14 protein-coding genes and 2 pseudogenes are annotated in these 18,045 nt (G+C 58.3%); 7 read left to right on the top strand and 9 right to left on the bottom strand.

The window, feature by feature from the left end:
* Positions 1-26 precede the first annotated feature (26 nt).
* The 7 genes from atpE to mnmG form a co-directional block, all read right to left on the bottom strand.
* Complete coding sequence (atpE, locus tag A3730_RS27115) at positions 27-248, bottom strand: F0F1 ATP synthase subunit C (protein ID WP_007151035.1); 222 nt, start codon at positions 246-248, stop codon at positions 27-29.
* A gap of 56 nt (positions 249-304) precedes the next feature.
* A complete protein-coding gene (gene atpB / locus A3730_RS27110) occupies positions 305-1,216 on the bottom strand; it encodes a F0F1 ATP synthase subunit A (RefSeq protein ID WP_063519301.1) in 912 nt (303 codons plus the stop codon).
* 15 nt (positions 1,217-1,231) lie between these two features.
* Entirely contained in the window at positions 1,232-1,660 is a 429-nt protein-coding gene (locus A3730_RS27105; RefSeq protein ID WP_231880551.1) for an ATP synthase subunit I, read from the bottom strand.
* Positions 1,661-2,050: 390 nt separating this feature from the next.
* Positions 2,051-2,965, bottom strand: a complete 915-nt coding sequence (locus A3730_RS27100) for a ParB/RepB/Spo0J family partition protein (RefSeq protein WP_007148955.1) — start codon at positions 2,963-2,965, stop codon at positions 2,051-2,053.
* 13 nt (positions 2,966-2,978) lie between these two features.
* The gene (locus A3730_RS27095; RefSeq protein WP_007151340.1) at positions 2,979-3,776 is read right to left on the bottom strand and encodes a ParA family protein; all 798 of its coding nucleotides are present in this window, start codon (positions 3,774-3,776) and stop codon (positions 2,979-2,981) included.
* A gap of 66 nt (positions 3,777-3,842) precedes the next feature.
* Positions 3,843-4,457, bottom strand: a complete 615-nt coding sequence (gene rsmG, locus A3730_RS27090) for a 16S rRNA (guanine(527)-N(7))-methyltransferase RsmG (RefSeq protein WP_063539342.1) — start codon at positions 4,455-4,457, stop codon at positions 3,843-3,845.
* Positions 4,454-6,349: a tRNA uridine-5-carboxymethylaminomethyl(34) synthesis enzyme MnmG gene (gene mnmG / locus A3730_RS27085; protein WP_063539341.1), complete on the bottom strand. Its 1,896-nt coding sequence runs from the start codon at positions 6,347-6,349 to the stop codon at positions 4,454-4,456. The genes rsmG and mnmG overlap by 4 nt, the downstream gene beginning before the upstream one ends.
* Positions 6,350-6,725: 376 nt before the next feature.
* Between mnmG and A3730_RS27080 the strand changes: the two genes are divergently transcribed.
* The 3 genes from A3730_RS27080 (at position 6,726) to A3730_RS27070 (ending at position 11,707) form a co-directional block, all read left to right on the top strand.
* A complete protein-coding gene (locus A3730_RS27080) occupies positions 6,726-8,426 on the top strand; it encodes a potassium/proton antiporter (RefSeq protein WP_063520776.1) in 1,701 nt (566 codons plus the stop codon).
* 115 nt (positions 8,427-8,541) lie between these two features.
* Positions 8,542-9,351 carry an SDR family oxidoreductase gene (locus A3730_RS27075; RefSeq protein WP_063539340.1) on the top strand — a complete coding sequence of 270 codons (810 nt, stop codon included), beginning with the start codon at positions 8,542-8,544 and terminating at the stop codon, positions 9,349-9,351.
* A 541-nt stretch (positions 9,352-9,892) separates the two neighbouring features.
* On the top strand, positions 9,893-11,707 hold the full coding sequence (locus A3730_RS27070; RefSeq protein WP_063520409.1) for an acyl-CoA dehydrogenase C-terminal domain-containing protein: 1,815 nt from the start codon (positions 9,893-9,895) through the stop codon (positions 11,705-11,707).
* A 104-nt stretch (positions 11,708-11,811) separates the two neighbouring features.
* Here the strand turns inward: A3730_RS27070 and A3730_RS30015 are convergent.
* Positions 11,812-11,967, bottom strand: a pseudogene (locus A3730_RS30015) (DUF4372 domain-containing protein); the annotation flags it as partial.
* Between the two features lie 221 nt (positions 11,968-12,188).
* Between A3730_RS30015 and A3730_RS27065 the strand changes: the two are divergent.
* Complete coding sequence (locus A3730_RS27065; protein WP_063520410.1) at positions 12,189-13,505, top strand: hypothetical protein; 1,317 nt, start codon at positions 12,189-12,191, stop codon at positions 13,503-13,505.
* A gap of 207 nt (positions 13,506-13,712) precedes the next feature.
* Positions 13,713-14,054, top strand: a complete 342-nt coding sequence (locus tag A3730_RS27060; protein ID WP_063520411.1) for a hypothetical protein — start codon at positions 13,713-13,715, stop codon at positions 14,052-14,054.
* A 122-nt stretch (positions 14,055-14,176) separates the two neighbouring features.
* On the opposite strand, the gene A3730_RS27055 is transcribed toward A3730_RS27060, so the two are convergent.
* Positions 14,177-15,775, bottom strand: a complete 1,599-nt coding sequence (locus tag A3730_RS27055) for an isocitrate lyase (RefSeq protein WP_063520412.1) — start codon at positions 15,773-15,775, stop codon at positions 14,177-14,179.
* Between the two features lie 438 nt (positions 15,776-16,213).
* On the opposite strand from A3730_RS27055, the gene A3730_RS27050 reads away from it, so the two are divergent.
* Complete coding sequence (locus A3730_RS27050) at positions 16,214-17,587, top strand: wax ester/triacylglycerol synthase family O-acyltransferase (protein ID WP_063539339.1); 1,374 nt, start codon at positions 16,214-16,216, stop codon at positions 17,585-17,587.
* Between the two features lie 70 nt (positions 17,588-17,657).
* Positions 17,658-18,045 (top strand): annotated as a pseudogene (locus A3730_RS27045) (D-hexose-6-phosphate mutarotase); the annotation flags it as partial.

The raw sequence follows: 18,045 nt of genomic DNA, 5'->3' as shown, positions 1-18,045 counted from the left end.
TCGGGGCTTAAACGTTAAAGCGCGATTTACTGGAAAATCAGCAGGAACGCGATAGCGATACAGATAATCGGCACAGCATCCAGCAGACCAGCGATGATGAACATGCGGGTTTGCAGCATCGGAGCCAGCTCCGGTTGACGAGCCACAGACTCGAGGAAACGACCACCCATCATGCCGAAGCCCAGACCTGCGCCGATGGCCGCGAGGCCAGCTACGATAGCAGCAGCAAGAAATTGAATGCCTTCCATCTTTACACTCCCGTTAAGTGCTTGGTTGGTTTAATTAAAAACCGGTTTAAAAAATCTTAGTGGTCTTCGACCGCCATGCTCAGGTACACGATTGTGAGTACCATGAAGATAAATGCCTGCAGGGTGATAACCAGAATGTGGAATACCGCCCAGGGCCAGGCACCAATAAACTGCCAGGCGCCCATCATGGCAGCCAGCATAATGAATACGAACTCACCGGCGTACATGTTGCCGAACAGTCGCAGGCCCAGTGAAACCGGCTTGGCCAGCAGACCGATAGTCTCCAGCAGCAGGTTCACAGGCATCAGCAAAACCTTCAGGACCGGATTGCTGGCCTCGAACGGATGCAGTGTCAGGGTACCCACGAAACCGCCCACACCTTTTGCCTTGATGGTGAAGAAGATCACCAGCAGCATCACAGAGAAGGACATGGACAGGGTAATGTTGGGGTCGGTGCTGGGCACGATCTTGAAGTAGGCTTCCTGGGCGGTCCAGCCGAAGAAGGAGGTCATGATCCAGCTAAAGGTGCCCGGAATGAAATCAACCGGGATCAGATCCATCAGGTTCATCAGGAACACCCAGCAGAAGATCACCAGTGACAGCGGTGCCACCAGTTTGCTCTTGCCGTGGAAGGAGTCACGAACCTGAGTATCAATAAATTCAATAATGGTTTCGACGAAGTTCAGGAAACCGGAAGGAACGCCGGCGGTGGCCTTGCGGGCACCCAGCCAGAACAACAGGCACATGATGATGCCGAGGCCGCCAGACCAGGCGAGAGAATCCACGTGGAATGCCGCGAAGCCCATGTCTTTGGCTTCGTTACCGTTACAGGCAAAGGTCCAGGTGCTTTCGGTCAGGGTTTGCGTATCGCGGCCGTCACATTCACGGACGTAGCCGGCTGGCAGTTCGCCATAGGTCAGATTACCCAAGTGGTGCTTGATGTAGTCTTGCGCGTTACTACCAGCCATAGAATGCCTACAGTCTCAGTCGTTTTGCCCGTCTTGCCCTGCTGTGCGTCCGTCGAGACGCGCGACCTGAATCCAACCCACGACCTGGGCGATCAGGAAGCCTAACAGCAGAACCATTGCACTTTTCATTTCCCGCGCTTCAGGGACCTTGGAGAAAGTGAGCCAGAACAGCAACAACATAATTGCGATCTTGCCCATCTCGGCCCGCATCGCTGCGGTGGCCATGCGTTTTGGCGCACGGTTGCCCGGGTGCATCCATATCTGGAAACCGCCCCAGGCATAAGCGATCAGGCTGATAGTGCCGCCCCAGGCAGCCACTAAGCCGGCGAATACGCCAGCCAACCCGGTTACCAGCAGCCCAAACGCCACAATTGTGGTCAGCTGAGCGCGCATTAAACCCCAGAACAAAACTCTGTCGGGCTGAAATTCGTTGCTGGTCACCATGAGCCTCTTGGCTGATGCAAAGTGATGCCACATCAGGCACTAAGGTCTCGGGCACCCCTGATCTTTAGCGCGGCGAAGTATATGGAGTTGGCACTCAAGTGGCAACAGCCGTGCGCGGATTGTTGGTCAAACTTCGCGCATCAACACCGACTTTTCGCAGCGGGATGCGCACAAAACAGGAATGAACCTGATTCAGCAAAAATGATGCTCAACCGGATGTTTTTTGTATACCCGCGAAATGCCGCCATGGCCTCGGGTCTTCAAGCCGCCAGGTAAAGAACAACGCCATAAAGCTGACCGGCTGCCAGCCAACTTCGTGGCGATGGCGAACCTGCCCGCATGGAGGAAACAGCTTGTTGCAATATTTCCTCGGCAGGCCGCGCCGCCTGATTACTTGATGTGCGCCAGAATGCCGTCCAGCTCGTCCAGGTTGTTGTAACTGATCACCAACTTTCCTTTCTTGCCCTGCTGCTGGATCTGCACCGGTGCACCGAGACGGTCCGACAGGTCGCTGATCAGTGCCTTCACATTGGGATCTTCCTTGGGCGCCGCCGGCTTGGCCGGTTTCGCCTTCTCGAAATCCCGGACCAGCTCTTCGGTCTGGCGCACTGACAGACCCTTGGCCACCACGGTGCGAGCGGCTTCGATCTGCTTATTGCCCGTCAGGGCCAGCAGCGCACGGGCATGGCCCATTTCCAGATCGCCATGCTCCAGCAGCTTCTTGACGTCGGATTCCAGGCTCATCAGGCGCAGCAGGTTGGTGACCATGGCGCGGGATTTACCCACTGCATCGGCAACCTGCTGGTGGGTAAGCCCGAATTCTTCCTTCAGGCGGCCCAGCGCGATGGCCTCTTCCATGGGATTGAGGTTTTCCCGCTGGATATTCTCGATCAGCGCCATGGCGATGGCGGCTTCGTCGGGCACCTCGCGGATCACCGCCGGAATGGTGTCCAGCTCGGCCATCTGGGCGGCACGCCAGCGGCGCTCACCAGCGATGATTTCGTAACGCTTGTCACCCAGTGGGCGCACCACGATGGGCTGCATCACACCTTGAGCACGAATGGATTCGGCCAGTTCTTCCAGGGCATCTGGCGACATGTCACGGCGCGGCTGGTAACGGCCTCGCTCCATGCACTCCACCGGCAGGTGGCGCAATTCGCCATCGCGGGGACGCTGATCGGGCTCACCCGTCGCTTCACCCTCGTTCTGCAGGCTCACTTCTTCCTGGTGCCGCTGATAGGACTCGTTGCTGCTAAGCAGGGCATCCAGGCCCTTGCTGAGACCGCGTTTACGTTTTGCCGCCATGGTGTTTCGTTCCTTATGAAGCTGCTGCAGGCTGGGCCTTGAGCGCCTGCTCACGACGCAGGATCTCACCGGCCAATGCCAGATAGCTGACCGCACCGCGGGATTTCGGATCGTAGGTGATCACCGGCGCACCGTGGCTGGGCGCTTCCGCCAGCCGCACGTTGCGCGGGATGATGGTGCGGTAGACCTTGTCGCCGAAGTGGCTGATCAGCTGGTTGGAGACATCGTTGGACAGGCTGTTGCGGGGGTCATACATGGTGCGCAGCAGGCCGCCGATGTGCAGCTTCGGGTTCAATACCGTGCGGATCTTCTCGATGGTGTTCATCAGCGCGGTGAGACCTTCCAGTGCGTAGTACTCACACTGGATCGGCACAATCACAGAGTCCGCCGCCGTCAACGCGTTGACGGTGAGCATGTTCAGGGATGGCGGGCAGTCGATGAGGATGTAATCGTACTGGTCACGGATACGCGCCAGCGCATTGCGCAGGCGGAATTCCTTGGCGCTCATGTCCAGTAGCTGGACTTCGGCGGCGGTCAGATCCCCGTTGGCGGCAATCAGGTCAAAACCGGAATCTTCCGGGGTACCAGTCACCGCCTGCTCGATGGCCACGTCATCGCACAGCACATCGTAAATGGTGTAGTCGGTTTCAAACTTGTCCACCCCGGACCCGGTGGTGGCATTGCCCTGCGGGTCAATATCCACAAGCATGACCTTCTTGCGGGTGGCCGCCAGCGACGCCGCCAGGTTCACACTGCTGGTGGTCTTGCCCACGCCGCCTTTCTGATTGGCTACGGCAAATACGGTGGTCACTGCGTTCTCCTTGATTGTACGCCTGACGCCTGGGGCCGAATGCCTGAGGCGGCACCCCGCTCCACATCAGGCCTTGTTCACTACCACCAGGGTGCGGGGCTCATCCAGTCCCGGCACAGTCAGGGTGTGATGGCGCCCTTGCCACTGCGTCGGCAGGGTGGCCAATTCTTCTTCCGTGCTGGCCGCTTTCATGGCCAGCAAACGGGTATTGTCGGTCATTATGGGCGTCATCAACGCCAGCATGTCCGACAAGGAAGCAAAAGCGCGACAAATAATCTGCGATGGGGCTTTACGGTACTGTTCCACGCGACCGTGCACAACCTCCACGTTATCCAGCCCCAGCTCCCGGCGGGCCTGGCGCACAAAACGGGTTTTCTTGCCGTTGGAATCCAGCAGCACGAATGCCTGCCGGGGGCGGACCACCGCCAGAATAATGCCGGGGATACCCGCGCCGGTGCCCACGTCCAGGGTGTCGCCCTCACCCAGATAGGGCAAAACGGCCAGGGAATCGAGCAGGTGACGGGTCACCATTTCCTGGGGATCGCGGATGGCGGTGAGGTTATAGGCCTGGTTCCATTTAACCAGCAGGTCCACATAGGCCAGCAACAGGCGCTGCTGGTCGTCACTCAGGGAAAGGCCCAGGGTATCGATCCCCCGGGCCAGGGTGTCAGCGAGACTCATGCTTGTTGGGCGGCCTTCTTTTGGTGGTGGTGTTTTTTCAGGTAGATCATCAGCAGGGAAATGGCCGCCGGGGTGACGCCGGGAATGCGCCCGGCCTGGCCCAGGGTCTGGGGGCGAATCTCGCCGAGCTTCTGCTTCACCTCATTGGACAGGCCTTTTACCTGGCCGTAATCGAATTCCGCCGGCAGCGCGGTGGTTTCCGCCGCCCGCAGTTTTTCGATCTCGTCGGCCTGGCGGTCAATATACCCTGCGTACTTGGCAAGAATTTCCATCTGCTCGATGACCGCCGCATCCGGGCGCTCCGCCAACGACACTGCATCCGCCAGGCTGGCGTAGGTCAGCTCCGGGCGCTTGAGCAAGTCGAGCAGATTGTATTCGTGGGCCAGGGGCTTCTCGATCAGGGCATTCACCGCCTCGGCTTGCGGCGTTTTCGGGCGCACCCAGGTGCTCTTCAGGCGCAGCTCTTCCTGCGCCATGCCCTCGCGCTTGGCATTAAAGGCAGCCCAACGTTCATCGTCCACCAGGCCCAGCTCGCGGCCTTTTTCGGTGAGTCGCAGATCGGCATTGTCTTCACGCAGCAACAGCCGGTATTCCGCGCGGCTGGTGAACATGCGATAAGGCTCCTGGGTGCCCATGGTGATCAGATCATCCACCAGCACACCGATGTAGGCCTCGTCCCTGCGCGGGGTCCAGGCGTCTTTGCCCTGGCTCAGCAGCGCCGCATTCAGGCCCGCCAGCAACCCCTGGGCACCCGCTTCTTCATAACCTGTGGTGCCGTTGATCTGGCCGGCGAAGAACAGCCCCGGCATGTGCTGGGTTTCCAGGCTATGTTTGAGATCCTGGGGATTGAAATAGTCGTACTCGATGGCGTAACCCGGACGGGTGATATGGGCGTTCTCGAAACCCCGAATGGAACGCACCGCCTGCAGCTGCACATCAAACGGCAGGCTGGTGGAAATGCCATTGGGGTATAGCTCGTGGGTATTGAGCCCTTCCGGTTCCACGAAAATCTGGTGGCTGTCCTTGTCCGGGTAGCGGTTCACCTTGTCTTCGATGGACGGGCAGTAGCGCGGCCCCACCCCATCAATCACCCCCGTAAACATGGGGCTGCGGTCAAAACCGCTGCGAATGATGTCGTGGGTCTGGGCATTGGTATGGGTGATATAGCAGCACACCTGCTGCGGGTGTTCTTCCACCTTGCCCAGATAGCTCATCACCGGCAGCGGGCGGTCGCCCCACTGCTCTTCCATTACCGAGAAATCTACGGTCTTGCCGTCGATGCGCGGCGGGGTGCCGGTTTTCAGGCGGTCGACACGGAACGGCAGCTCACGCAGGCGACGGGCCAGCGCATTGGACGGCTGATCCCCGGCACGACCGCCCTGATGATTGTCCAGGCCAATATGAATGACACCGCCCAGGAAGGTGCCGGCGGTGAGCACCACCGCATCGGCCATGAAACGCAGGCCCATATTGGTCACCACGCCCACACAGCGACCGTTTTCCACAATCAGGTCGTCCACGGCTTGCTGGAACAGGGTCAGGTCGGGCTGGTTTTCCAGGGTCCCGCGGATGGCGGCCTTGTACAGCTCACGATCTGCCTGGGCACGGGTGGCGCGCACCGCCGGCCCTTTGCGGGCGTTGAGCACACGAAACTGAATACCGCCTTTATCCGTGGCGCGGCCCATGGCCCCGCCCAGGGCATCGATTTCACGCACCAGGTGGCTCTTGCCGATACCGCCAATGGCCGGGTTACAGCTCATCTGGCCCAGGGTTTCGATGTTATGGGTGAGCAGCAGCGTTGAAACGCCCATGCGCGCAGAGGCCAGTGCCGCCTCGGTACCGGCATGGCCGCCGCCGATCACAATCACGCCAAATCGCTGGGAAAAATCCATCGTTTACTTACCTTGCAGGACAGGCCTGCTGCTCAAAATATAGTCAATTCGGGCGCGGTAGTATAAAGAGAACACCTCACGCTGCAAGCATCACGCGGTAGAGCCAGTATCAGCGCAGCACCGAAACGCCAGCTCGCACAGGAGAAACAGCCGTGTCGACACTCTGATCCGGCCAGTTTCGAGTTGCGAGAAACGAGTTTCGAAAGACATAAACCACAAACAGGCACTTCCTGAAGGTTTTCGTCACTCGAAACTCGTTACTCGCTTCTGTTTATCGCGCCGCCAGCGACGCTCCTACGGAGAGCATGTAGCGTGCAGCGTGTTGCGTGTAAGCTATTCTACTATAGAACCCTGATTCTCTTGGCATGGATTGCGCTTGGACTCTCTGAACCTGTTTCTTCTTATCGGCACCGGCCTGATGTTCACCGGCCTGCTGCTGGGCTCGCTGAGCGCCCGGTTCGGGGTGCCGTCGCTGCTGATTTTCCTGGTGGTGGGCATGCTCGCCGGCGAGGATGGCATCGGCGGCATCGAGTTCGATGATTTCTCCACCGCCTATGTGATTGGCAACATCGCCCTGGCGGTGATCCTGCTGGACGGGGGCCTGCGCACCCGATTAAGCACCTTCAAGCTGGGCCTGCGCCCGGCCCTTAGCCTGGCCACCCTCGGCGTGGCCATCTCCGCCGCCCTGGTCGGCGCCTTTACTACCTGGCTGATCGGGGTGGACTGGCGGGTGGGCCTGCTACTGGGCGGCATTATCGGCTCCACCGATGCGGCCGCGGTATTCAGCGTCATCAAGGGCGCCGGCGTCACCCTGAATGAGCGGGTGGCGAGCACCCTGGAGATCGAGTCCGGCCTCAACGACCCCATGGCCATCTTTATTACCCTGATGCTGGTGGGGCTGCTGGTGGACCCGGACGCGCAATGGGGCATCGGCATGCTGGTGACCCTGCTTCAGCAATTTGGCCTGGGTATATTGCTGGGCCTGTTACTGGGCGCGGTGATCAGCGAAGTACTGCTGCGGGTTCGCAGCAATGAAGGCCTGCACGCGCTGCTGTTGTGCAGCGGGGGCGCCATGGTCTTTGCCATCACCAATCTGGTGGGCGGCTCCGGTTTCCTGGCGGTATACCTGACCGGCCTGGTGGCGGGGAACCGCCGCGGAGGCACCGGCGACAATGTGCTCAAGTCCATGGATTCCATGGCCTGGCTGGCCCAGTCCGGCATGTTCCTGATCCTCGGTCTGCTGGTCACGCCTTCCCGGCTCACCGAAAACCTGCCCTGGGCCCTGGCCGTCGCCGCTTTTCTGATGCTATTGGCGCGCCCAGTGTCGGTATGGCTCAGCTTGCTGCCGTTCCGTTTCACCTGGCGCGAGGAAATTTTCATCGCCTGGACCGGGCTACGCGGCGCCGTTCCCATTGTGCTAGCCGTGTTCCCGCTACTGGCCGGGGTGGAACAAACCTATTTACTGTTTGATATCACCCTGGTGGTGGTGCTGATCTCCCTGCTTGGACAAGGGGCAAGCCTGCGGTTTGTGGCGCGCAAGCTGAAAGTTTCGGTGCCGCGCACCACCGAACCCAGGCAGACCGTGGCCCTGGCCGCCCCCCGCGACCGCTACCTGATGCAGTTTGAGGTGGAAGATGGCGCCAAGGCGGTGGGCAAAAGCCTGGCCGAGCTGGGGGAAGACGAACGTACGCCGTTGATTCTGTACCGTGACAAACAGGTGCTCAGCCTCGGTGACGACCCGAAAATTGCAGCCGGTGATTTGATTGCCTGGCTGGCGCCGTTATCACACAAGTCCAACCTCTCGGATCTGTGCCATAAATTAAGCAGCGATGAAAAACGCTATTACGGCGATTTCAGCGTGCTCGGCAAAACCCCGATCGCGCAGCTGGTCGCGATCTACGGCGTGGAAAGCCCACCGCCCTTGCTACAGGGCCTCACCGTGGCCGAATTGTTCAGCAAACAGGTCGGCCGGCATGCGGTGGTCGGCGATACCGTTCGCATCAGCAGCCTGCGGTTGCGGGCCCGATCGGTAGAAGATGGCAAGGTCGTGCTGGCTGGCTTGAAGCTGCCGGGGTAAAGCCACCGTCCCGAGTGACGAGAAACGCGTTTAGAAAGGCAAAACCGGTTTTGATTTTCGTCACTCGCTACTCGAAACTCGCCTCTCCACTCCAGAAATCCAGAAAGGACTCGTCATGGCTCGCTTTGATAATCACCGCATTCTGATCACTGGCGCCGGTGCCGGCATTGGTGCCCTGATGGCACAAGAGTTTGCCAAACAGGGCGCAGAAGTCATCGTCACTGCCCGCCGCATCAGCGCGGCCCGCCAGGTAGCTGACCAGATCAAGGCGGCCGGCGGCAAGGCCCACCCCTATGTGCTGGATGTGAGCAAGATTGCCTCCATTGCCAAATTCCGGGACAAACTGCATGAGGAAGTCGGCCCCATCACCGGCCTGATCAACAACGCCGGTGTCGTCTTTGGTGGCGAGTTCGAGCAGGTATCGCTGGAGCAGCATCTGAACACCTTCCGCATCAACACCGAAGGCTTGATGGCCACCAGCCATGCTTTTATTGAAGACCTGATCCAGGCGAAAGAAGGCTATCTGGTCAATATCGCCAGCGCCTCCGCCTTTGTGGGCCTGCCCTATGGCAGCACCTATGCCGCCAGCAAATGGGCTGTAGTCGGTTTCTCTGAGTCCATCCGCCTGGAACTGGATGTACGCAAAATCAAACATGTGCACGTGACCACCGTCTGCCCAAGCTACATTTCCACCGGCATGTTCGATGGCGTGAAGACACCCATGTTTACCCCCATGCTCACCCCCGAGAAAGTGGTCAACAGCATCATCAGGGGCATGCAGAAAAAAGACAGCTTCGTTATCGAGCCGCCCATCGCCAAATCCACGGAACTGCTCAAGGCCGTCCTCCCCCAGGGGGTTTGGGACGAAGTGGCTCTGCGCATCGGCGTCTCCACTTCCATGTATAGCTGGAAGGGGAAAAAATAGCTGCGAGCTACGAGCTTTGAGCTGTGAGGAAAACCCTTTCTACAGAGTTGCTGTGGGAACTTGTCTAGAGGTGCGATCGGACCCGCTGTGGGAACGTAACGCAGCGGAGTAACGCACGTAGTGCGGCCCCGAAGGGGTGAGCGCAGCGAATAACTTGCCTGCAAGCGATCCGAGCCTCGGCGAGGAAAATTGGTTCGCGTTGCGAGTTTCGAAAGGCAGAACCTCAAACCTCGTGTCTGACCGCCGGTTTTAGGTTTTCAAAACTCGGTACTCGAAACCCGCTTCTGGAATCCTTACCTCGCCAAGGCTCGGATCGCGCCTCAAGCGGCGCTCCTACAGCGGCTTCGTTGTGTTGTTGGTTTTCCTCTCAGCTCGTGGCTAGCAGCTCGCAGCTCAATCCGCCGTGAACGCCTATTCACCCTAACGCCAGCAGCCCCGCGCCTTGGCAGTCAATGCCTTCCCCCTTGAATTGCCTAACAATGCCCGCCCTGTTGCGCTGTCCGTTTCTGACAGTTAATCCGTTTTTTCAAGGGTGATTGCTATGCCGACCTACAAGGCCCCCGTGCGCGATATGCGCTTCTTGATGAACGAAGTCTTCGATTTCGAGAGTCACTACAAAACGCTGCCCAATGGTGAAGACGCTACCCCTGACATGGTGGAAGCCATTGTCGGTGAAATGGCCAAGCTGTGTGAGAACACCATTGCGCCTCTTTACCAGAGTGGCGACGAGGAAGGCTGCAAGCTGGAAGACGGCGTAGTCACCACCCCGAAAGGGTACAAGGAAGCCTACAACGAATTCGTGGCCGGTGGCTGGCAGGGTCTCAGCCACCCGGTGGAAGTGGGCGGCCAGGGCCTGCCCATGTCACTGGGCCTGATCAAACAGGAAATGATGGCGACGGCCAACTGGTCCTTCTCCATGTACCCGGGCCTGTCTTTGGGCGCCATGAACACCATCCAGATGCATGGCTCCGACGAACAGAAGCAGGATTACCTGGTACCGCTCACCGAGGGCTCCTGGGGCGGCACCATGTGCCTGACCGAACCGCAGTGCGGCACCGACCTGGGCCAGGTAAAAACCAAGGCCGAGCCGCAGAAAGACGGTTCCTACAAAATCTCCGGCACCAAGATCTTTATCTCTTCCGGTGACCATGACCTGACCGAAAACATTGTCCACATCGTGCTGGCCCGCCTGCCCGATGCGCCGAAAGGCACCAAGGGGATTTCCCTGTTCATCGTGCCCAAGTACCTGCCGGGCAAGATCGGTGAAGACAACGGCGTGAACTGTGGTTCCCTGGAAAAGAAAATGGGCATCAAGGCCTCCGCCACCTGCGTGATCAACTTCGATGAAGCCACCGGCTTTTTGATCGGCCCGGAGCATGGTGGCCTGGAGTGCATGTTCACCTTCATGAACAGCGCCCGTATCGGTACAGCCATGCAGGGTGTTGCCCACGCGGAACTGTCTTACCAGGGCGCCCTGCCTTACGCCAAAGAGCGCAAGTCCATGCGTGCCCTGTCTGGCAAGAAAGAGCCGGATGCCATCGCCGACAGCCTGATCCACCACGGTGACGTGCGCCGCATGCTGCTCAAGCAGAAGGCCATCGCTGAAGGCGGCCGCGCCATGATCTATTACGCCGCCCAGTACGCGGACAACATGATCGCCGGCATGCTCGAAGACGACATGAAGAAATACGAGCACTGGGACAGCGAGCTGGGCTTCCTGACGCCGATCCTGAAAGGGTTCCTGACCGAGAAAGGTCTGGAAGCCGCCAACGACGGCATGCAGGTATTCGGTGGCCACGGCTACATCAAAGAACACGGCATGGAACAGATCGCCCGTGACGCGCGCATCTCCACCCTGTACGAAGGCACCACCGGCATCCAGGCGCTGGACCTGCTGGGCCGCAAGGTTCTGCTGTCCTCCCGCGGCAAATGTGTGCGCGAATTCTCCAAGAAACTGGTGGATTTCGGCACCAAGAACCTGCGTGACCCCAAGCTGCGTCCGTTCGCCTGGAAGCTGCTGAAAATTGCCGCCGAGTGGAACTACCTGACCACCCGCATCATGCTGGTGGCCGCGAAAGATCGTGACATGGTTTCCACCGCCAGCTACGACTTCCTGATGTACAGCGGCTACGCCATGATGGCGTACTTCTGGGCACTACAGGCTGGCGTGGCCAACGACAAGCTGGAAAACGGTGGCAACGAGCCGGCGGAATTCTACAAGGCCAAACTGGCCACCGCAGAATTCTACTTCGACCGCATGCTGCCCAGCGCCAAGGGCCATGCCGAAGCGGCACTGAAGCCCACCAAGAGCACCATGCAAATGAGCGCAGAAGACTTCTCGTTCGATTACGAGTAACCGTCCTCCGTTCATGAAAAAGGTGGCCCCATAGCCACTGCTGTCGCACCGTTGGCAGCCTCATAAAGCGAACCTCATTTGAGGTTCGCTTTTTTTGTGCTTGTCAGGCTCTGACGGCCGGAAAGCTGACACATGGCCATGCCAATGAATGGATCCCAGCGCGTGACGGATATCAGTTTTTGGCCGTGATGATGCTTTTTGGCCAGCCTCTCAAAATCATGTCTCGAAACCGGTTTGAGCAGCTGGAGAATTGTAACCAGTTCGGTTCAGGCTTTTTCATTTGCCCCTAAACTGTGGGACAGCAGTGGGATTCGGCCGCGTTTTTTATTGCCTGACTGTTCGCCCTGCCCGACGGCCCCGGGCAATCCCTTTCCTTTTCTCTCTCCCCCATCTTGGGTATGCGCTTGGCGCCATCCAGCTGCTACATTAACCATCGTTCTATCGGGGTTTTACATCATCGAATTAATGATCGGGGAAGGTCATGACCATCTTGAAACCATTGCTGACCACAACGGTGGCTTGCATTCTGGCCGGCTGTGCCGCTCATCAACCCGGGCGCTCGTTTCACAGTGATACGCTGGCTCAACTCAAAGCGGCTCAGAACGCCCTGTATGCCGAGGTCGTCGATCCTGTGGATCAGTGGCCCGAACAAACGCAGCGAGATATCAGCGCTTTGCAATCCGATTTTGCCACCCGCTACCAGCAGGATTTCCCGGTCGGTGAAGTCTATGCGGATTTTCACACCCTGGATGAGTGCCGCTTGCCGCAGGAACGGGCCCTGGAGATTGCCGGTCTGAGCCCCGACATGGTTAACCCGGTGAGCAAAAGCGCTACCATTAAAAGCTTGTCCACCGTTGACTATGAACAGATTAGCGTTCGCTCAACCCAGGCCGGCTGCAACGCGCTAGCGTCCGTCAAGATGCATATTGTCCCCAATATGGTGGTGGAGCTGAAGCAATTGCCCGACACCTTCAAACATCCGGTTTATATGCATGCGGTTTACACCAACCACATCAAGAACCAGGTGAACATCAATGGCAGCTGGAAAAAAAGCGACTTGGGAAAATCGCGCATAACCGTAAAGCGATATCGTCGTGAGAGCGGGCTAACGGATTTCCCCATTATCAAAACCACCTGGCAAAAAACCGATAGCCTCAAACAAGGCGATGTCGACACCTCCCGGTTTATCGATAAACCCATGTACGTCGCTCACTATATTGCCTCTGCGGACCAGGCTCCGTACCAGGCCATCACGTTAATTCGCCAAACCATCACCAATAAAACCGGCAACACCATCAGCATGCGCTGGCAAGACGGTGGCCATTCCATGAACCGCACCTGGACGCATAGTGGCACCGTTCTTGGCCAGAAAGATGGTGTCCAGCACGGCGTTTTCATCGTTGTCAGCTATGCCGGTGTGCAAAGTATCTACTGTAAAGACATGGGCCAATCGATGAACTATTTCAGAATTGAAAATACCTACGATTGCGTAAGCGCCGCAGAAAGTGACATGGGCCAGGCGGGTGTTTATATGGATCCCTTGTTGAAAATTCGTAGCGGTTTCTCTGCTCCCGCCGTCGCCAAACCCAGCGCCCCCGCCCAGCCAACAGCCCCGTCTCCAGTAGCGGACTCTGCCTCCGATTCCATGGCTAGCGCCACATCGGAATGCGCCAAAGCCTATGCCGCCAAAGAAGCCTGTGGCCGTATTCCCGGCGACCCCTTTGGTATTGCAACCAAACTGTGCATCAGCGCCGCCAAGAAAAAATTCGGCGGGCTCAACTGTCCGATCCCGCTTTAGCCTGCCTCGCCTTTATACAAGACCAACGGCCAACAGGCCGTTGATCATCCATCCCTGTTAATCCCCCAGCGTATTCTGGCGGTACCACCGGCATACCCCATATAGGCGATGCGACCACCGCGTGCTGAGCCGTACCCTAGCCAGGTTGATCACTTATTCCTTTCAGCCTCGCGGTACATCATGAGAAAGATCCTTGTCTGTTTTTGGTTGGCACAACCGCTTCTGGTTTCGTCCACTCTGGCGGAATGGGGAGACTACCAGCGTTTTACTGCGGTGGAGGGCATCGTGATGTACGTCCGTTATAACAATCACAAGCACTGTACGGATGTGGCCTGGAAGGCGGAAAATACCAGCGGGATGACGGTATTGCCCTCCATTGCCGAAAGGCAGTACACCTGCCGAAGCGGCCATGTGCACAGCAGTGACCGCACCGAGGCTGTGCCTCTGGGCCCGGGTGATCATTCTCCCCCTCAACGTGACCACTGCGTGTGTGAAGGGGAAGGGGGCGTCATGCAAACCCATGCCACGCTAAGTGTACGTACACCGTAAGTTGCCACCCCGTCGATCTGCGGCGCCCACTGGCTGACCGCAATGCTTCTTTTTCCGGCACAAAAAAAGCGGCCCCCTTTCGGGGGCCGCCTCTTAAAGACTTGCCTTGAATCTATCGAGACTTAGTTGTTCTCGAACTGACCCATGGTGTTGTCTTTACCGCCAGCTTTCAGTGCTGCTTCGCCAGAGAAGTACTCTTTGTGGTCATCACCGATGTTGGAACCGGCCATGTCCTGGTGCTTCACAGTAGCGATACCCTGACGGATTTCCTTACGCTGAACGCCTGCAACGTAGGCCAGCATGCCTTCGTCACCGAAGTAGCCTTTAGCCAGGTTGTCGGTGGACAGAGCCACAGTGTGGTAAGTCGGCAGAGTGATCAGGTGGTGGAAGATACCTGCTTCACGGGCCGCGTCACGCTGGAAGTTCTTGGTCCACTCGTCAGCCAGCTCAGCCAGCTCGGTGCCATCGTAGTCGGCGCTCATCAGACGATCGCGATCGTAGGCGGATACGTCTTTACCTTCTTTCTCCCAAGCATCGAATACCTGCTGACGGAAGTTCAGGGTCCAGTTGAAGGACGGGCTGTTGTTGTAAACCAGCTTGGCGTCCGGCACCACTTCGCGGATACGGTTAACCATTTCTGCGATCTGGCCAACGTGGGGCTTCTCGGTTTCGATCCACAGCAGGTCAGCGCCGTTCTGCAGGCTGGTGATACAGTCCAGAACAACACGGTCGATACCGGAACCGGCTTTGAACTGGAACAGGCCGGAAGCCAGACGCTTCGGCTTGAGCAGCTTGCCATTGGACTTGATCACAACGTCGCCGTTGTTGATGTCGGCAGCAGACTCGATCACGTCACCGTCCAGGAACGCGTTGTACTGGTCACCCAGATCGCCCGGCTCGTTGGTTACAGCGATTTGCTTGGTCAGGCCAGCGCCCAGGGAGTCGGTACGGGCAACGATCACACCGTCGTCAACACCCAGCTCCAGGAACGCGTAACGTACCGCGTTGATCTTGGCCAGGAAGTCGGCGTGAGGAACGGTTACTTTACCGTCCTGGTGACCACACTGCTTCTCGTCAGAAACCTGGTTTTCGATCTGGATACAGCAAGCGCCAGCTTCGATCAGCTGCTTGGCCATCAGGTAGGTGGCTTCCGGGTTACCGAAGCCCGCATCGATGTCAGCAATGATCGGCACAACGTGAGTTTCGAAGTTGTCGATCTGACCGATGATTTCTTTCTGCTTGGCTTCGTCGCCAGCTTCTTTGGCGTCGTCCAGAGCACGGAACAGGTGGTTCAGTTCCCAGGCATCAGCCTGCTTCAGGAAGGTGTACAGCTCACGGATCAGGTCAGCGACAACAGTCTTCTCGTGCATGGACTGGTCAGGCAGCGGACCGAACTCGGAACGCAGCGCAGCAACCATCCAGCCGGACAGGTACAGGTAACGACCTTTGGTGCTACCGAAGTGCTTCTTGATGGAGATCATTTTCTGCTGGCCAACAAAACCGTGCCAGCAACCCAGAGACTGGGTGTACTTGGAAGTGTCAGCGTCATAGGCCGCCATGTCTTCACGCATGATCTTGGCGTTGTACTTGGCGATGTCCAGATGCGTGTTGAAACGGTTTTGCAGACGCATGCGAACCGCAGATTCCGGGTTGATATCTTTCCAGGTGCTTTGTGCACCAACCACGGAGCCCAGTGCTTCGATGTCTTTGGTGTATGACATGGTGAACCTCTGAATATGAAATTGGTTTATCGACGCCGGAGAGGGGCAACCCTGCTCATGTCGTTTCATGCCGGTCTACCGATGCCGCGCATTCTAGTGCCCCCCAACACATAAACATAATCAATATGATCTATATTCGGTATTCACAATATGAATGACATGATATTGCCGCGTCGATGGAAAGTGTGGCTGACCAGTCACCTCAGTCTTAAGCACTAGATAGAAGCGGCCGTTGCCATCGCTCAATGAGACAGCGCCCTGATTAACCGAAACGCCCGTGTTTTGCGGCCCGCACACCGTGACCCACCCTCCCCTTTGCGACTATGATCACCTCTGCACAGCTGGCATGGAGAGTGCATTACTTGTTAACAGGCTATTGATCAGCCTGCCAGGTATACAGCCTGTGCCCAGGGAGAAAATTATTATCAAGGGGAAACTATGAAAGCGCTTAGTCCGGTGGACCAACTTTTCCTGTGGCTGGAAAAACGCCAGCAGCCCATGCACGTGGGCGGTTTGCAGCTGTTTTCCTTTCCTGAGGATGCCGGCCCGAAGTATGTCAGTGAACTGGCCCGGCAAATGCGGGACTACTGCCACCCGGTTGCTCCGTTCAACCAGCGGCTGACCCGTCGGCTCGGCCAGTATTACTGGACCGAAGACAAGCAATTCGATATCGACCACCACTTTCGCCACGAAGCGCTGCCCAAGCCCGGCCGCATCCGTGAACTGCTCTCCCTGATCTCCGCCGAGCACTCCAATCTGCTGGATCGGGAACGTCCCATGTGGGAAGCCCATTTGATCGAAGGCATCCGCGGTCGCCAGTTTGCGCTTTACTACAAGATTCACCATTCGGTGATGGACGGCATCTCCGCCATGCGCATTGCCACCAAGACCCTCTCCACGGACCCTGCCGAGCGGGAAATGGCGCCAAGCTGGGCCTTCAATACCCGCAAGCGCACCCGCTCCCTGCCCAGCAACCCGGTGGACGTGGCCTCCAGCATGGCACGCCTGACCGCCGGCATCAGCAAGCAAGCCGCCACGGTGCCGGCGCTGGCGCGAGAAATCTACAAGGTCACCCAGAAAGCGAAAAGTGATGAGAACTATGTGTCCATTTTCCAGGCCCCGGACACCATTCTTAACAACACCATCACCGGTTCACGCCGCTTTGCCGCCCAGAGCTTCTCGCTGCCGCGCCTGAAAGGCATTGCCAAGGCTTACGGCTGCACCATTAACACCGTGGTGCTGTCCATGTGTGGCCACGCCCTGCGTGAGTACCTGATCAGCCAGCATGCGCTGCCGGATGAGCCTCTGATTGCCATGGTGCCCATGAACCTGCGCCAGGACGACAGCGCCGGCGGCAACCAGATCGGCATGATTCTGGCCAACCTGGGCACCCACATCTGCGATCCGGCCAACCGTCTGCGGGTAGTGAATGACTCCGTGCAGGAAGCCAAATCCCGATTCTCACAAATGAGTCCCGAGGAAATCCTCAACTTCACCGCCCTGACCATGGCGCCCACCGGCCTCAACCTGCTCACCGGCCTGGCCCCCAAATGGCGCGCGTTCAACGTGGTGATTTCCAACGTCCCCGGCCCGAAAGAACCGCTGTACTGGAACGGCGCTAAACTGCAAGGCATGTACCCGGTCTCCATTGCCCTGGATCGCATCGCCCTGAACATCACCCTGACCAGTTATGTGGACCAGCTGGAGTTCGGCCTGATCGCCTGCCGCCGCACGCTGCCTTCCATGCAGCGACTGCTGGATTATCTGGAACAGTCGGTACGCGAACTGGAAATCGGCGCGGGCCTTAAATAGTCACGCCGGGCGCCTGACGCTGGATGCCTGACGGCTCGGGCGTCAACGTCCGGTATTCGGTAATACACGCATGGCAACCGAACTGAAACGCATCACCCGGGGCGAGCTCACCTGCTGGCAACTGCACCATCGCGGGCAAACAATGGTGATCGCCGAACAAGGCGCCCAGGTGCTCGAGTACGGCCGTGACGGCGAACCGCCCATACTCTGGCTCAGTGAGCAGGCGGCCTATCAGGCAGGCCATGGCGTGCGCGGCGGCGTGCCGGTGTGCTGGCCCTGGTTCGGCGCGCTGGAACGCAACCCGGACAGCGTGACACAGCAATACTCTCTCGATAATCCCCCCGCCCATGGCCTGGTCCGCCGGCAACCCTGGCAGTTGAGCGAGCACCAGCTGGACGGTGAACAGGCACGACTGGTTTTCCAGCTGGCAGAACACGCCAACCGTCAGCACCTCCCCC

It is taken from the genome of Alcanivorax sp. HI0044 (assembly GCF_001634945.1).
Note: the sequence above shows the minus strand (reverse complement) of the source record. Positions and strands in the feature narration are given on the sequence as shown.

Excerpts from the sequence above, each read along its gene's own strand:
- A3730_RS27100 (WP_007148955.1), bottom strand. The coding sequence starts at position 2,965 with ATGGCGGCAAAACGTAAACGCGGTCTCAGCAAGGGCCTGGATGCCCTG.
- A3730_RS27065 (WP_063520410.1), top strand. The coding sequence starts at position 12,189 with ATGACCATCTTGAAACCATTGCTGACCACAACGGTGGCTTGCATTCTG.
- A3730_RS27055 (WP_063520412.1), bottom strand. The coding sequence starts at position 15,775 with ATGTCATACACCAAAGACATCGAAGCACTGGGCTCCGTGGTTGGTGCA.
- atpB (WP_063519301.1), bottom strand. The coding sequence starts at position 1,216 with ATGGCTGGTAGTAACGCGCAAGACTACATCAAGCACCACTTGGGTAAT.
- A3730_RS27070 (WP_063520409.1), top strand. The coding sequence starts at position 9,893 with ATGCCGACCTACAAGGCCCCCGTGCGCGATATGCGCTTCTTGATGAAC.
- atpE (WP_007151035.1), bottom strand. The coding sequence starts at position 248 with ATGGAAGGCATTCAATTTCTTGCTGCTGCTATCGTAGCTGGCCTCGCG.
- A3730_RS27050 (WP_063539339.1), top strand. The coding sequence starts at position 16,214 with ATGAAAGCGCTTAGTCCGGTGGACCAACTTTTCCTGTGGCTGGAAAAA.
- mnmG (WP_063539341.1), bottom strand. The coding sequence starts at position 6,349 with ATGGATTTTTCCCAGCGATTTGGCGTGATTGTGATCGGCGGCGGCCAT.
- A3730_RS27075 (WP_063539340.1), top strand. The coding sequence starts at position 8,542 with ATGGCTCGCTTTGATAATCACCGCATTCTGATCACTGGCGCCGGTGCC.
- A3730_RS27105 (WP_231880551.1), bottom strand. The coding sequence starts at position 1,660 with ATGGTGACCAGCAACGAATTTCAGCCCGACAGAGTTTTGTTCTGGGGT.
- rsmG (WP_063539342.1), bottom strand. The coding sequence starts at position 4,457 with ATGAGTCTCGCTGACACCCTGGCCCGGGGGATCGATACCCTGGGCCTT.